Origin of the sequence: Streptomyces sp. NPDC050759 (assembly GCF_044456945.1) — a bacterium.
GTDB lineage: Bacteria > Actinomycetota > Actinomycetes > Streptomycetales > Streptomycetaceae > Streptomyces.
In genome coordinates this window covers 186,587-199,889 of the sequence record NZ_JBITGI010000018.1, presented here as the reverse complement: position 1 = coordinate 199,889, position 13,303 = coordinate 186,587, and the positions used below count along the sequence as shown (strand labels likewise).

General features: G+C 70.5%; 14 protein-coding genes. 4 read left to right on the top strand and 10 right to left on the bottom strand.

The genetic code is table 11. The annotated features are described in order from the left end of the window. Positions 1-132 precede the first annotated feature (132 nt). Both ACIBJB_RS38960 and ACIBJB_RS38955 read left to right on the top strand, forming a co-directional pair. On the top strand, positions 133-1,365 hold the full coding sequence (locus tag ACIBJB_RS38960; protein WP_398938182.1) for a DUF6777 domain-containing protein: 1,233 nt from the start codon (positions 133-135) through the stop codon (positions 1,363-1,365). Between the two features lie 87 nt (positions 1,366-1,452). After that, a complete protein-coding gene (locus tag ACIBJB_RS38955; protein WP_398938180.1) occupies positions 1,453-1,911 on the top strand; it encodes an ATP-binding protein in 459 nt (152 codons plus the stop codon). Positions 1,912-1,977: 66 nt separating this feature from the next. Here the strand turns inward: ACIBJB_RS38955 and ACIBJB_RS38950 are convergent, their stop codons facing one another. Next, positions 1,978-2,874 (bottom strand): RNA polymerase sigma factor SigF, encoded by an 897-nt coding sequence (locus ACIBJB_RS38950; protein ID WP_398938178.1) that lies wholly within the window; start codon positions 2,872-2,874, stop codon positions 1,978-1,980. 221 nt (positions 2,875-3,095) lie between these two features. Then, positions 3,096-3,875 (bottom strand): class I SAM-dependent methyltransferase, encoded by a 780-nt coding sequence (locus ACIBJB_RS38945; protein ID WP_398938227.1) that lies wholly within the window; start codon positions 3,873-3,875, stop codon positions 3,096-3,098. Positions 3,876-3,963: 88 nt separating this feature from the next. Here ACIBJB_RS38945 and ACIBJB_RS38940 point away from each other — a divergent pair, with 88 nt between their 5' ends. Then, positions 3,964-4,395: a helix-turn-helix domain-containing protein gene (locus ACIBJB_RS38940; protein WP_398938176.1), complete on the top strand. Its 432-nt coding sequence runs from the start codon at positions 3,964-3,966 to the stop codon at positions 4,393-4,395. Positions 4,396-4,413: 18 nt separating this feature from the next. Here ACIBJB_RS38940 and ACIBJB_RS38935 read toward each other — a convergent pair whose 3' ends face one another. From ACIBJB_RS38935 to ACIBJB_RS38925, 3 genes are all read right to left on the bottom strand, one after another. Further along, on the bottom strand, positions 4,414-5,016 hold the full coding sequence (locus ACIBJB_RS38935; protein ID WP_398938174.1) for a ClpP family protease: 603 nt from the start codon (positions 5,014-5,016) through the stop codon (positions 4,414-4,416). Between the two features lies 1 nt (position 5,017). Next, positions 5,018-5,641 carry a ClpP family protease gene (locus ACIBJB_RS38930; RefSeq protein ID WP_059208879.1) on the bottom strand — a complete coding sequence of 208 codons (624 nt, stop codon included), beginning with the start codon at positions 5,639-5,641 and terminating at the stop codon, positions 5,018-5,020. Between the two features lie 121 nt (positions 5,642-5,762). After that, positions 5,763-6,974, bottom strand: coding sequence for an epoxide hydrolase family protein (locus ACIBJB_RS38925; RefSeq protein ID WP_398938172.1), 1,212 nt, complete (start codon positions 6,972-6,974; stop codon positions 5,763-5,765). A gap of 136 nt (positions 6,975-7,110) precedes the next feature. Here ACIBJB_RS38925 and ACIBJB_RS38920 point away from each other — a divergent pair, with 136 nt between their 5' ends. Further along, positions 7,111-7,593, top strand: a complete 483-nt coding sequence (locus ACIBJB_RS38920) for a VOC family protein (protein WP_398938170.1) — start codon at positions 7,111-7,113, stop codon at positions 7,591-7,593. Between the two features lie 27 nt (positions 7,594-7,620). Here the strand turns inward: ACIBJB_RS38920 and ACIBJB_RS38915 are convergent, their stop codons facing one another. The 5 genes from ACIBJB_RS38915 to ACIBJB_RS38895 form a co-directional block, all read right to left on the bottom strand. After that, the gene (locus ACIBJB_RS38915) at positions 7,621-8,520 is read right to left on the bottom strand and encodes an SGNH/GDSL hydrolase family protein (RefSeq protein WP_398938168.1); all 900 of its coding nucleotides are present in this window, start codon (positions 8,518-8,520) and stop codon (positions 7,621-7,623) included. Positions 8,521-8,645: 125 nt separating this feature from the next. Next, a complete protein-coding gene (locus ACIBJB_RS38910; protein ID WP_398938166.1) occupies positions 8,646-9,521 on the bottom strand; it encodes a geranyl diphosphate 2-C-methyltransferase in 876 nt (291 codons plus the stop codon). A gap of 50 nt (positions 9,522-9,571) precedes the next feature. Then, positions 9,572-10,621 (bottom strand): family 2 encapsulin nanocompartment cargo protein terpene cyclase, encoded by a 1,050-nt coding sequence (locus tag ACIBJB_RS38905; RefSeq protein ID WP_398938164.1) that lies wholly within the window; start codon positions 10,619-10,621, stop codon positions 9,572-9,574. Next, the gene (locus tag ACIBJB_RS38900; protein WP_398938162.1) at positions 10,618-12,054 is read right to left on the bottom strand and encodes a family 2B encapsulin nanocompartment shell protein; all 1,437 of its coding nucleotides are present in this window, start codon (positions 12,052-12,054) and stop codon (positions 10,618-10,620) included. Before ACIBJB_RS38900 ends, ACIBJB_RS38905 begins: the two co-directional genes overlap by 4 nt. Positions 12,055-12,213: 159 nt before the next feature. Beyond that, complete coding sequence (locus ACIBJB_RS38895; RefSeq protein ID WP_398938224.1) at positions 12,214-13,221, bottom strand: zinc-binding alcohol dehydrogenase family protein; 1,008 nt, start codon at positions 13,219-13,221, stop codon at positions 12,214-12,216. Between the last annotated feature and the right edge of the window lie 82 nt (positions 13,222-13,303).

Genomic DNA, 13,303 nt, shown 5'->3' with positions numbered 1-13,303 from the left:
AGGTCCGTCCGCGTCCGCTTGCGAGTGGCACAGGACAGGAGCAGAGAATAGGTACGGAAAGTAAAAATGCGGCTGAACCGGGGCATGCGCATCGCGCGCCGCAGAATCCCGAGTCGGGAAGAAGAAGAGCTCGTGAGCGTCGAACCTCCGTCGTCAGGCCGCCCCACGGGGCCGCCCTCCGGCCCGCTCTCGGGCCCCTCGCAGCCGCCTTCGGGCCCGCCCTCGCAGCCCCCGGGCAGCAGCGGCGGGGCATCCGCGCCCGAACCCCGCCGCCCCTGGTGGAGGTCGGCGCCCCGGGTCGCGATGATCGCCGCCGCGGTGGTCGCCGCCGTGGTGCTCGCGGTCGTCTTCACCCGCTCCGACGGCGGCTCCCCCTCGGCCGGCGGCGGCGGCGAGGTCTTCCTCCAGGCCGCCGCCAAGACGGGCCCCGACCCCTTCACCGAGTCGACCGCGAAGGACAGCTCCGCCCCGCCCGTCTCCGCCTCCCCGACGGACACCTCCGAGCCCGCGAACGCCGTACGCGGCGTCGACGGCGGCGCCCCCGGGCTCTACGGCGGCACCCGCAACGTCTCCAGCTGTGACGTCGAGAAGCAGGTCAAGGCCCTTCAGGCGGATCCCTCGAAGAACGGGGCGTTCGCCTCGGTCGCCGGCGTTCGGCCGACCGAGGTCCCGGCGTACCTGCGCTCGCTCACACCCGTCCAGCTGCGCATGGACACCCGCGTCACCAACCACGGCTACCGCGACGGCGCCCCCACCAGCTACCAGGCCGTCCTCCAGGCCGGCACCGCCGTCCTCGTCGACTCCCACGGCGTGCCCCGCACACGCTGCGCCTGCGGCAACCCGCTGACACCGCCGGTCGCCCAGCAGACCACGCCGAAGCGCACCGGCGACACCTGGTCGTCGTACCAGCCCTCGAACGTGGTCGTGGTCGCGCCCTCCACGACGGTCATCAACATCTTCGTGATCTACGACCCCGACCATCACGACTGGATCGCCCGGCACCGCGGCGACACCGGGGGCAAGGACCACAAGACCCACCCGCCGACCAGGCCCTCCCCGTCGGTGAGCGCGTCCACGCTGCCCCCGCCGAAGACCCCGACCTCTCCGTCGCCCTGCGTCTCCCCGTCCAAGGGAGCCACCGGGACCCCCTCCGGATCGGCGAGCCCCTGCCCGCCGACCTCGACCGCCCCGTCCTCACCGGCCCCGAAGACACCCTCGTCGCAGCCGCCCACCAGCGAATCCTCGGGTGACGAGTCCGTCAGCCCCGAGTCCTCGGCACCGCTGTCGCCCCTCGCCTCCGACACCACGCCCGGAATCACACAGTCGGCGTCCCTGTCCAGCGATCCGGTGTCCTGGGTGATGTGACGCGTCACCTGGACTGCGACGCGCGGCTCGGGGTACGAGCACTGGTGCAGCAGCGTCCGGCCAGTCCGGCTTCCGAGAGAGAAACGCATGATCGAGCACCTGGACGGGGCAGTGATACCGACTGGTTTCGACGTGCCCGTGGAACCCCTGAGGCAGGCGGCGCACTACACCGGGGAGCCGGGAAGTATCGCCGAGGCGCGGTCGTTCGCCGCGGACTTCCTCGGCAGGCTCAGAACCGAGTGGTGTGCCGGCATCGGTGACCGCGCCGCGGAGGAGGTGCTCCTCGTGGTGAGCGAACTCGTCACCAACGCCGACCGGCACAGCAACGGGCCGTACATCCTCGAGCTGGAGGGCACCGACGCCGCGGTCGCCGTCACGGTCTACGACAGCAGTGCCACCCTGCCCCGCAGGTTCCCGCGGGATCCTGAGCGCGTGGGCCGGCACGGTCTGGAGATCGTGCACGTCCTGGCGCGCGAGGTCGCGGCGGAACGTGTACCGGTGGGCAAGCGGGTGCGGGCCGTACTGGGTTTCGGCGGCAGGGAATGAGTCCGCCCTGTCGTGCGGCGGGTGCCGTCCCGGGACGGCACCCGCTTCTTTCGCTGTCCGTGTGCGTCAGGCGCAGCCCAGCTCGCCCAGCATGCCCTCGCGCAGCCGTGTGATGATCCGCTTGATCAGCCGGGACACATGCATCTGCGAGCAGCCGAGCCGTTCACCGATCTCCGACTGGGTGGCCTCCTCCACGAATCGCATGTGGAGGATCTGCCGGTCACGGTCGCTGAGCTCGGCCATCAGCGGGGCGAGCGACTGGAAGTCCTCGACGAGCCGCAGCCCGTCCTCCTCCACACCGATGAAGTCGGCGAGCACCGATTCGCCGCTCTCGGGGCCGTCGCCGGTCAGAGCCGCGTCCAGGGACGAGGAGTTGTAGCCGTTCGAGGCGATCTGTGCCTCGATCACCTCGTTCTCGGAGATGTTCATCAGGGTGGCGAGCTCGGCCACCGACGGGTCCCGGTCCAGACGGCTGGCGAGCTCCTCGCGGGCCTTGGCCAGCTCGACGCGCAGCTCCTGCAGGCGCCGGGGGACGTGCACCGCCCAGGTGGTGTCACGGAAGAAGCGCTTGATCTCGCCGACGATGTAGGGCAGCGCGAACGACGTGAACTCGACCTCGCGGGACACCTCGAACCGGTCGATCGCCTTGATCAGGCCGATCATGCCGGTCTGGACGATGTCCTCCATGTCGTCCCCGCGGCCCCGGAACCTTCCGGCCGCGAAGCGCACGAGCGACATGTTCATCTCAATGAGGGTGTTGCGCGCGTACTGGTACTCGTGCGTCCCCTCCTCGAGCTCGGTCAGACGGTGGAAGAACTGACGGGACAGCTCCCGCGCGTCCCGCGGTGCGACGGCCCGCGGTTCCTCGACTCCCGGCAGCGGTGTCTCACCCGTCCTGGTCCCGCTGGCGTGCTCGGTGACCTGTGCCTCCGAACGGTTCACGGCGGTGACGACGGTATGCATTACCTCTCCCACGAAAGTCACGGCTCGACGTCTGCCTCTTCGGCCTCGGTTGTCTCGGGTTCCGCGGATGGTGCGCGGCCTGTCGTGTACCCGGAACGCGACGACATAAGCGTCCCGGGCCACCGGCAGTCCAGCCGCCCGCAGTTCCCTCACCTTGCGCGTACCCGAGGAGTGACGACACATGCCCGGCGCGTGGCCCGGTGGCGCGAAATCGACGCTGCTCAGGGAGCGACTCGGGCCGTGACGATGAGTTCGTGGAGGTACCGCTTGGTGACACGGCCGCCGTGGCGCGTGTCGATCAGATCCCGGATACAGGCCAGGAGGCCCTCGCGGTGGGTGCTGTCGAGGGCCCGGTGACCCGAGTAGGTCAGGAGCACGTCGATGTACTGGTCGGTGGTGTAGGTGATGTCCTGTTCGAAACGGGTCACCGTGACGTCACCGAAGCGCGGACAGCTCTCGAACTCCGCCGTGTCCGAGGGGATCTCCGACGACGGCTGGAGCCGCAGCCCGGGCGGTGTGGCCGGATCCCAGCGTTCGTAGCAGTCCTGGGCCCGGGCGAAGAACTCGGCGGTGCCGCCCGCCACATGCGCGGTGACGACCACGGCGAGGTGTCCTCCCGGGCGCAGCGCGTCCGCGGACTTCTCCACACGGACGGCAGGGGCGAGCCAGTGCCAGGCGGTGGCACAGGCGACCAGGTCGAAGGGCTGGTCCGGCAGGGTCCAGCCCTCGAAGTCAGCGTGGCGCACCTCGACACGGGGGAATCCGGCCAGTCGCCGCCGGGCCACCGCCGCCATCGCGTCGCCCAGTTCCACGGCGGTGATGTGGCAGCCCGACTCGGCCAGGGCGCGGGTGAGTTGGCCGGTCCCGGGAGCCACCTCCAGGACTCGGCTGGGCGGGCCGAGGGCCGCCACCCGGGCCAACTCCGAGACCAGAGCCCGCGGATAGCCCGGTCGCGCCCTGTCGTACAGCTCCGCCGCCTCGTTGAACGTGTCGCGCAGCACCGGTTCCCGCACTTTCCCGTCGGACGATTCCACCCAGGGCAGAATGCCGGACCCTTCCCATGGCGGCCACGGAATTTAGGCTGATCCGGTGAGCAACGAAGCGCCGAACCAAGCCCGCGTGATCCCCCTGCGCCCGCAGTCCGTGCGCCCGGGGACCGCCCGCCCAGTGTCCGAACGCCCCGCCACGACACCGCCCAGGGAGCCCGCAGACCGGCAGACCACCAGGGAACCCCTGTGGCGTGACCTCGTCGGAGACGTCCTGCGCCGCGAGCGTCTCGCCCAGGAGCGCACGCTCAAGGACGTGGCCGACGCGGCCCGGATCTCGATGCCCTATCTCTCCGAGGTGGAGCGCGGCCGCAAGGAGGCCTCCTCGGAGGTCCTCGCGGCCGCCGCCCACGCCCTGGGCCTCGGTCTCGGCGATCTGCTCTCCCTGGCCCAGGGGGAGCTCACCCGGCACGCGGCCCGAAGCCGCCGCGCGGTGCCGGGATCGCCGTACAACGGGATGTGCCTGGCGGCCTGAGGCGGCGGGGCCGGTGCCTCAGACCGTCACGAGGCGCCGGCTCACCACCTCGTCGGCCAGCCCGTATGCCACGGCCTCCTCGGCGGTGAACACCTTGTCGCGGTCCATGTCCGCGCGCAGGGTCGCGATGTCGTGGTGGGTGTGGCGGGCCAGCACTTCCTCGACCTGGGAGCGGATGCGGACCATCTCCTTGGCCTGCAGGGCGAGATCGGAGATCGCGCCACGGCTGCCGCCGGAGGCGGGCTGGCCGAGCAGCACGCGCGCGTGCTCCAGCACGAGCCGTCGCCCGGGATCCCCTCCGGCCAGCAGGACGGCCGCGGTGGAGGCCGCCTGTCCCACGCAGAGCGTCGAGATCGGCGTCTGCACGTAGGTCATCGTGTCGTAGATCGCCATCAGTGAAGTGAACGATCCGCCCGGGGAGTTGATGTAGATCGAGATCTCGTTCTCCGGTGCCGCCGACTCCAGGTGCAGCAGCTGCGCGATCACGACGTTGGCCACGCCGTCGTCGATCTCGGTGCCGAGGAAGATGATCCGCTCGGACAGCAGCCGGCTGAAGACGTCGGAGGACCGCTCGCCGTGTGCGGTCCGCTCGACGACGTACGGAATCGTGTAGTTCGCCATGTCACAGCCCCATCCGTCGCTTGGAGGCGGCCGGGCGGACGTCCGCGAGGGACTCCAGGACCCGGTCCACCATGCCGTACTCCCTGGCCTCCTCGGCCGTGAACCAGCGGTCGCGGTCGCCGTCGCGGGCGATGGTCTCCGGTGTCTGGCCCGTGTTCTCGGCGAGGAGCCGCTCCATGGTCTGTTTGCTGTGATCCAGGTTCTCCGCCTGGATCAGGATGTCGGCGGTGGTCCCGCCGATGCCCGCGGACCCCTGGTGCATCATGATCCGCGCGTTGGGCAGGGCGTACCGCTTGCCGGGCGTGCCGCCGCAGAGCAGGAACTGGCCCATGCTCGCGGCGAAACCCATGGCGAGCGTCGACACGTCGTTGGGAATCAGCCGCATCGTGTCGTAGATGGCGAGGCCCGCGTACACGGAGCCGCCCGGACTGTTGATGTACAGGCTGATGTCGGTGCGCGGGTCCTCCGCGGACAGGACGAGGAGCTGGGAGCAGACGCGGTTGGCGGAGACCTCGTCGACCTGGGTGCCCAGCAGCACGATGCGCTGGGCGAGGAGTTGGGCGGCCAGTTGGTCGTCGAAGCGGGTGGGAGGGGTGTCGCCCTCCTCGGCCCGGATGGAAGTCATGGGCTGTCCTCGTGGTCGTAGGGATGCCGTCGGCTCCACTGTTGACCTCGGACGATGCCCTGAAGCGGTTTCTCTGCCGGTGGCAGATTCGCCACCGGCAGAGCGCCGGCCCAGCGGCCGCTCAGTCCTTCTCGCGCAGCTGCCGGAAGAACGCCCGCACGTCCTCGACCAGCAGGTCCGGCTCCTCCATCGCCGCGAAGTGGCCGCCGCGGTCGAACTCGGTCCAGCGCACGAGGTTCTCGGTGCGTTCCGCCTTGTGCCGCAGCGGGATCTGGATCTCCGCCGGGAAGACGGCGACGGCGGTCGGCGCGGTCGACGGTGCGGTGGGCCGGGCCGCCCTCCCGTCCGTGGCGTGCGCCCGCTCGTAGTAGATCCGGGCGGCCGAACCGGCGGTCCCCGTCAGCCAGTACAGCATCACGTTGGTCAGCAGCCGGTCCCGGTCCACGGCCTCCTCGGGCAGCTCCGCGGAGTCGGTCCACTCCTGGAACTTCTCGACGATCCAGGCGAGTTGGCCGACCGGCGAGTCGGTGAGGGCGTAGGCGACGGTCTGCGGCCGGGTGGAGTGCAGAACCGCGTACCCGGTGCCCTCGGCCGACCAGGCGCTCCACCGGCGCCAGGACTCCAGCGCGCGCTCCCGCTGCTCCGGTGCGAGCGGGGCGAGTTCCTCCTCGGTCGGTTCGTGCGTCGCCTGCGCGCCCGGCAGCAGATTGAGGTGGACGCCGATGACCCGCTCGGGGTGGGCGCGGCCCAGCTCCCGGGAGATCGCCGAGCCCCAGTCGCCGCCCTGCGCGCCGAACCGCTGGTAGCCGAGCCGTGTCATCAGCTCGGCCCACGCGTCGGCGATCCGGCCCGCCTCCCAGCCCGTGTCGGCGGGCGGCCCGGACAGCCCGAAACCGGGAATGCTCGGTACGACGACATGGAAGGCGTCGGCCGGGTCGCCGCCGTGGGCCGCCGGATCGGTCAACGGGCCCACCACATCCAGGAATTCGACGATCGAGCCCGGCCAGCCGTGCGTGATGACCAACGGGGTGGCGTCCGGCTCGGGGGAGCGGATGTGGGCGAAGTGCACGGTCGTCCCGTCGATGACGGTCGTGAACTGCGGCCACTCGTTCAGCCGTGCCTCGGCCGCGCGCCAGTCGTAGGAGTGCCGCCAGTGGTGCGCGAGCTCGCGCAAATAGCCGGCCGGCACGCCGTACGCCCAGCCGGTGGCCGAGAGGTCGTCGGGCCAGCGGGTGCGGTCGAGCCGGTCGTGGAGGTCGTCGAGGTCGCTCTGCGGAATGTCGAGGCGGAAAGGCCGGACGAGGTCCGAGTGCTCTGGGGGCGCAGACGTCATGCCCGGATGCTAGTGCGCACGGATGTATCGGCCATCTGGATTAACCGACGGCCCGACCGATGAGTTCCGCGGCGAGGATCGGTCGACACAGATGACGGACGTTCCCACGGACGTTCCCACCACCCAGGAGGTACGCATGACGACCGACGGTTTCACCACGTGTCTCTGGTTCGACGGCCAGGCGGAGGAGGCCGCCCACTACTACGTCTCCGTCTTCAAGAACTCCAGCATCGGCGAGATCGCCCGCTATCCGGAGGGCGCGCCCCAGCCCGCCGGCAGCGTGCTGACCGTCGAGTTCACGGCCAACGGTCACCGGTTCCTCGCGCTGAACGGCGGCCCCGAGTTCAAGTTCACCGAGGCGGTCTCCTTCATGGTTTTCTGCGAGAACCAGGAGGAGATCGACTACTACTGGACCAAACTCACCGAGGGCGGCGGCGAGCCCGGCCCCTGCGGCTGGCTGAAGGACAAGTACGGCCTGTCCTGGCAGGTGGTCCCGGACCGGCTGCAGGCCATGGTCACCGACCCGGACCCGGCGAAATCGGCCCGTGTGATGAAGGCGTTCATGGCCATGAGCAAGTTCGACCTCGCCGCCCTGGACAAGGCCTACGCGGGCGAGTGAGCGCTCCTCGAACGCTCTCGAACCATCTCAGGACGAACCGATCACCCGCGTGATCTCCCGGGCGATCCGCAGGATGCCGGGGGAGCGCGCCGGGCAGGGCCTGGGTGTGGACGTCGTGGGCGCCAGACAGAAGTGCAGATAGTCCTTGTCGAGGTGCAGGGCGGTCCGGTCGCGCCCCGGCTGGGTGCAGTAGTCGGGATGCTCGTGCTCGTAGGAGGTGCACGGCAGGTACTGCACCCAGCTGTACCGGGACCCGGCGGGTGCCACCGTCGCGCCCGCGTCGGCGACGACGTCCCCGGAGGCGGCCGCCTGCTCCTCGTACAGTTCGTTCACGCGCCGGACCCGGTCGGGGGTGATCGGGTCCGGGCCCTGTGCCACCCACACGATCCGCGGCCGCCGCTCACCGCCCGCCGCCGCGATCTGGTCGGTCAGCCGGCGAAGGTCGGCCCGGTACCTGCTGAAGTACTTCTGCGGCGAGGCGGCATGGCTGATCCCGTCCATGCACCACGTGTAGCCCCACGCGTTGCCCCAGAACTGCAGCACCACGAAGTCCGGGTGCAGCGCTCGGACCAGCGCGGCCGCCTTGTCCCGGTCGGGCACCAGGGACTTCTTCCCGGTGCCCTCCAGGTAGTCGCACGGCGTGGTCCCCGAGTACGGCGCGCTCGTGTACGTCGCCCGCAGCTCCCGGCGCAGCTCCTGCCCGAGGACCCGCTGGGCCTCCATGGCGAGCGAGTCGCCGAGATACAGCACACGCGGGGCGACGACGGCCGCGGAGGGGCTCGGGGAGGACTGGGCGCGCTGATGCGTGGTGGCCGCCCGGGAGACGTCCGGGGTCGGCGGCGCCGTCTCCGGCCCGTCCGACGGGTCGCCGCAGGCACCGAGCAGCAGGACTGCGGTCAGTACTCCCACGATCCACGATGTCCGCATGCGCGACTCCCGCCCCGGTCGCCGAAAAACGGTTCCCCAGGCAAGCACAGCCGGGCCCGAGGGGGAAGACACGCGGCGCGTCAAGGGAGGACCGGGGCTCGCGAAAACAGCCCCGGTCCTCCGGTTCACACGCGGTCGGCAGCGATCAGCAGGTACTGGAAACTGCCGTTCCGGTAGGCGGTCAGAAAGGTGTCCTCGATTCCCGTGACCAGATGGTCGGCCTCCCTGCGCAGCTCCCAGTACGGCAGGGCCGCCTCGGTGAGGTCCTCCACATGCACCGGCACCAGCCGGTTGCGGGCCATGGCGCGGAAGTACGCCGAGCGCGGGTGGATGTCGCAGATGTAGTGGGCGTTGATGAGCGAGACCTCGCGGGAGGCCTGCCCGTAGGTGTCGTTGTAGCAGCCGGTGATCACCACATAGCGTCCGCCGCGGCGCAGCAACCGCGCGTGCTCGGCGAACAGCAGGTCCAGCTCGACGTACATGGTCGACTCGTTGTTCCAGGAGGCCGCGTAGGCCCCGGAGGGCAGCCCGGTGTCGAGCATGTTGCGGTGGTGGTAGCGCACCCGGTCGTCGATGCCCCGCTTGCGGGCCTGGGCGTTGGCGAACTCCGCCTGCTTCTCGGAGATGGTGACGCCGTCGGCGTGGCAGCCGTGGAGCAGATGTGCCACGACACTGCCGCCGCCGCGCCCGCACCCCGCGTCGAAGACACGGTCCTCGGGCGAGAGCGGGCCGAGCCGGGCGGCGAGGAGTTCGGCCTGGGCGTGTTCGAGGCGGTGCAGTTCGGCGGTGATCCGCTCCCGCCGCCGTACCGGATCGGGTTCGTCGAGGACGGAGCGGTCGGCCTCTCCGATGCCGTAGTGGTGGTGGTAGAGGTCGTCGAGCCTACCGAGTTCGAGGTTGACCGGGTTCTCCTCGGCGTTCCAGTAGGCCGCGACACGGCTCTGGTACGTCGACTGGGTCGGCACCTGGGCCGCGGTGCCGGCGTGGGGGGCGATGGTCAACGGTGACTCCTTGTGCTGGTGCGTGTGACGTCCTGTCATGCGATCGCGCTTTACCAGTAGTTGGGCAGGTGGTAGCGGTGGCTGTTGGTGGCGTGCCACTCGTGGTTGCCGGCCACCCAGTCGGACAGGCTCCGGGTGTAGCGCTCCACGAGCGGTGAGGTGGCGGACAGCAGGGCCGACTCCTCGTCGAAGGCCGCCATGATCCGGTTGTGGATCTCGACGGACTTCAGATAGGCGGCCTTGAGCCCGCACCTGTCGTTGGCGGCGACGACCTGCGGCAGGTTGAGGTGGGTGGGGTCGCTCGCCAGTTCCTTGGTGAAGGAGTAGAGGTCGTTGACGATCGTGGTGGCGTTGCAGGCCAGTGCCGTGACCCGCTGGATCTCGGGACGGGCGTAGAGCGCCTCGGGCAGTTCGTAGCCGTCGACCGCGTCGACGATCGACAGACAGGGACGGAAGTTGTTGAACTGCCGCATCACCAGGTACTCCCAGACCCGCGGCACATACCGGGTCTCCGCCCAGGAGGCCTCGGCGAGATAGCCGAGGTGCAGCCGGGCGATGTCGTGGACGAACCGGTCGGTCTGGCTCGGGGTGGCGAGGGCGGCGTAGTCCTGGAGCGCGAAGTGGTAGGAGCGCAGCGGACCGTCGGCGCGTACGCCCTCGCGCCACTCCTCCTCCAGTTCGGGGATGCCGTGGTACGGGTCGATCGCGGACTGCGCCATGATCAGCCGTCCGCCCAGACCTCGGCGCGCCCCGCCACGGCCCTCGTCCTCCTCGCAGTAGCAGGAGTCGACGACGTTCTCGGCGAGCAGCAACTCGCCGGCGACCGTGAGCCGTTCGAGGTCGGCCGCCTCGGGGTGCTGGAGCACCACGGCTCGGCCGAACTGGAACCCGGAGAAATCCCCCTTCCACGCCTCGGGGAACAGATCCAGGCGCCGGGCCCAGGCCTCCAGCCTGCGGTCGATCTCCGCCGCCTTCACCGGGTCGGCGGGGGCGACCTGCCGGTACCTGAGCCCCGGGATCGCCCCACCGCGCCGGGTGCCGCGCAGCGAGCCCGCGATGTCGGGTGGCCCCGGCAGGGACCGGACGTCTGTCGCGGTCACTCGGCCGTCCGCCCGATCTGGGCGTTCTCCAGGATCCCGACCGCGTCGGGCACGAGGATGGCCATCGAGTAGTAGGCGGTGACGAGGTAGCGGATGATCGAGTTGGTGTCGATGCCCATGAACCGTACGTTCAGGCCGGGTTGGTACTCCTCGGGGATGCCGGTCTGGTAGAGCCCGATGGCACCCTGGTCGCCCTCCCCGGTGCGCAGCGCGATGATGCTGCTGGTGTGCTGCGGGCTGATGGGGATCTTGTTGCAGGGGAAGATCGGCACCCCCCGCCAGGCGGGGATCTCGTGCCCCTCGACGCTCGCCGTGCCCGGCACCAGACCGCGCCGGTTGCACTGCCGGAAGAACGCCGCGATGGCCTTCGGATGGGCCAGGAACAGCTTGGTCTTGCGGCGCATGGCGAGCAGTTCGTCCATGTCGTCGGGCGTCGGCGGTCCGGTGAAGGTGCTGACGCGCTGGCCGTGGTCGGCGTTGTGCAGCAGCCCGAACTCCCGGTTGTTGACCAGCTCCCACTCCTGGCGTTCGCGGATCTCCTCGATGGTGAGCCGGAGTTGCTGCTCGGTCTGGTCCATCGGGTTGTTGTAGAGGTCGGCCACCCGGGTGTGGACCCGCAGTACGGTCTGGGTGAGGGACAACTCGTACTCGCGCGGGGCGAGTTCGTAGTCGACATAGCCGCCGTTGATCGTCGGCTCCCCGACGTGGCCCGCCTGGACGGGGACGTCGGCCTCGCCCTTGCGGTTCATCGGCAGGCTCTGCCGCCGCGCGTAGGCCTCCAGGTGGGCCGCGAGGGACGGCACCCGCTCGGTGAACTCGGTGACCACCGACCAGGGCAGGGCCAGCACCACGCCCGCGGTCTCGGCCCGGACCGAGCTCAGCCACAGCGGATCGGGCTGCCCTATGGCCTCGTCGCCCATCTGGGCGCCGTCGGTGACGACACCGACGATCTCCTCCTCGCCGTACTTGCCCTCGGTGAAGCGGGTGAAGCGGCCGTGCACGACGAGGTAGGCCTCCGTGACCGGCTGCCCGGCCTCGACCAGGACCTGGCCGGCGCGGATCTCCCGGACCCGGAAGCGGGTCGCGAGCTCTTTGAGGACCTCGGTGTCGGAGTAGCCGCGCAGAGTGGGGAGTTCGGTGAGTGTCTGGGGGATGACCCTGATGTCGTCGGCGCCGTTCTGTTCGAACTGCACCCGGCCCCGGCCCACCCGGAGCTGGAGGCGCCGGTTGACCCGGTAGGTGCCGCCCTTCACGTCCACCCACGGCAGCATGCGCAGCAGCCAGCGGGAGCTGATGGCCTGCATCTGGGGTTCGGACTTGGTGGTGGTGGCGAGTTGCCGGGCGGCCGTGGTGCTGAGGCTGGTGAGCCGGTCTTCGGACGGGGGATCGGGCTCGTCGACGGCGGGGCCGGTGGCGCTGTCCGGTGTGGACACGTTCCCTCCTGGGAGATGAGCGGGCTGGCCTTGCGCGAGGTCCAGCCAAACAGCTGGGGCGGCCGCCCGATCAGGGCGTGAAGGGGGCGGCTTCACGGTCGGGAAGGTGTAAACCTTGCAGGTGAGGCAGTCGGCGCATCATGAGTGCCCCCGCGCTCCTCAGGACAGGTCGTTCACCAGTACGGCCGCCCCGTCGAAGCGCCCCGCCTTCAGGTCCCGCAGCGCCCGGTCGGCCTCCGACAGCGGATACGTGTGCGTGGTCGCGTGCACGCCGTGCCGGGCGGCCAGGGCCAGGAACTCCCGGCCGTCCTCACGGGTGTTGGAGGTGACGCTGCGCACCTCCTTCTCGTAGAACAGCTCGCTCTCGTAGTGCAGCGCGGGCACGTCGCTGAGGTGGATCCCGGCGATCGCCAGCACCACGCCCCGGTCGAGGGCCCGCAGTGCCAGGGGGACCAGGTCACCCACAGGCGCGAAGAGGATCGCGCTGTCCAGCGGCTCGGGAGGCATCTCGCAGGAGTCCCGCGCCGAAGCGGCTCCCAGGTCCAGCGCCAACTTCCGTGCGGACGCACCACGGGTCAGTACGTGCACGATGGCGCCCTCGGCCAGGGCCACCTGTGCGCACAGATGGGCGCTGCCCCCGAAGCCGTAGAGCCCGAGGCGCCCGCCCGGTGGCAGCGAGGCCCGCCGCAGCGCCCGGTGGCCGATGATCCCCGCGCACAGCAGGGGAGCGAGCGACACGTCGTCGAGCCCGCCGGGCAGCCGGTAGGCGAAAGCGGCCGGCACGACCGTGTACTCGGCGTAGCCGCCGTCGGCGTCCCAGCCCGTGTACCGGGAGGCCGGGCACAGGTTCTCGGACCCGCGCACGCAGTACGCGCACGACCCGTCGGTCCGCCGCAGCCAGGCCACCCCCACCCGCTCACCGACCTCGAAGCCGCGCACCGCCGCTCCGAACCCGGCCACCACGCCGACGACCTCGTGCCCCGGCGTCACCCCCGGCCGGTGCACCGGCAGATCCCCCTCGGCGACGTGCAGATCGGTGCGGCACACCCCGCACGCGCGCACATGCACGAGGAGTTCGTCGTCACCCGGCTCCGGGACCGGCTGTGCGACGAACCGGAGACCGCCTTCCTCGACCGGTCCCGGAGCCGCCACCGACCACGCCTGCATCGTCATGGAAGTTCCCGCCCTCGGAGAGTGTCCTTTCTGTTCAGTCTGAAGCGGAATCGTCCGTTCGACGCGCGGTCGGGCG

What these genes read in the sequence shown, in the direction of transcription:
- ACIBJB_RS38955 (WP_398938180.1), top strand. Translation starts at nt 1,453, where the DNA reads ATGATCGAGCACCTGGACGGGGCAGTGATACCGACTGGTTTCGACGTG.
- ACIBJB_RS38950 (WP_398938178.1), bottom strand. Translation starts at nt 2,874, where the DNA reads ATGCATACCGTCGTCACCGCCGTGAACCGTTCGGAGGCACAGGTCACC.
- ACIBJB_RS38935 (WP_398938174.1), bottom strand. Translation starts at nt 5,016, where the DNA reads ATGGCGAACTACACGATTCCGTACGTCGTCGAGCGGACCGCACACGGC.
- ACIBJB_RS38930 (WP_059208879.1), bottom strand. Translation starts at nt 5,641, where the DNA reads ATGACTTCCATCCGGGCCGAGGAGGGCGACACCCCTCCCACCCGCTTC.
- ACIBJB_RS38925 (WP_398938172.1), bottom strand. Translation starts at nt 6,974, where the DNA reads ATGACGTCTGCGCCCCCAGAGCACTCGGACCTCGTCCGGCCTTTCCGC.
- ACIBJB_RS38920 (WP_398938170.1), top strand. Translation starts at nt 7,111, where the DNA reads ATGACGACCGACGGTTTCACCACGTGTCTCTGGTTCGACGGCCAGGCG.
- ACIBJB_RS38915 (WP_398938168.1), bottom strand. Translation starts at nt 8,520, where the DNA reads ATGCGGACATCGTGGATCGTGGGAGTACTGACCGCAGTCCTGCTGCTC.
- ACIBJB_RS38895 (WP_398938224.1), bottom strand. Translation starts at nt 13,221, where the DNA reads ATGCAGGCGTGGTCGGTGGCGGCTCCGGGACCGGTCGAGGAAGGCGGT.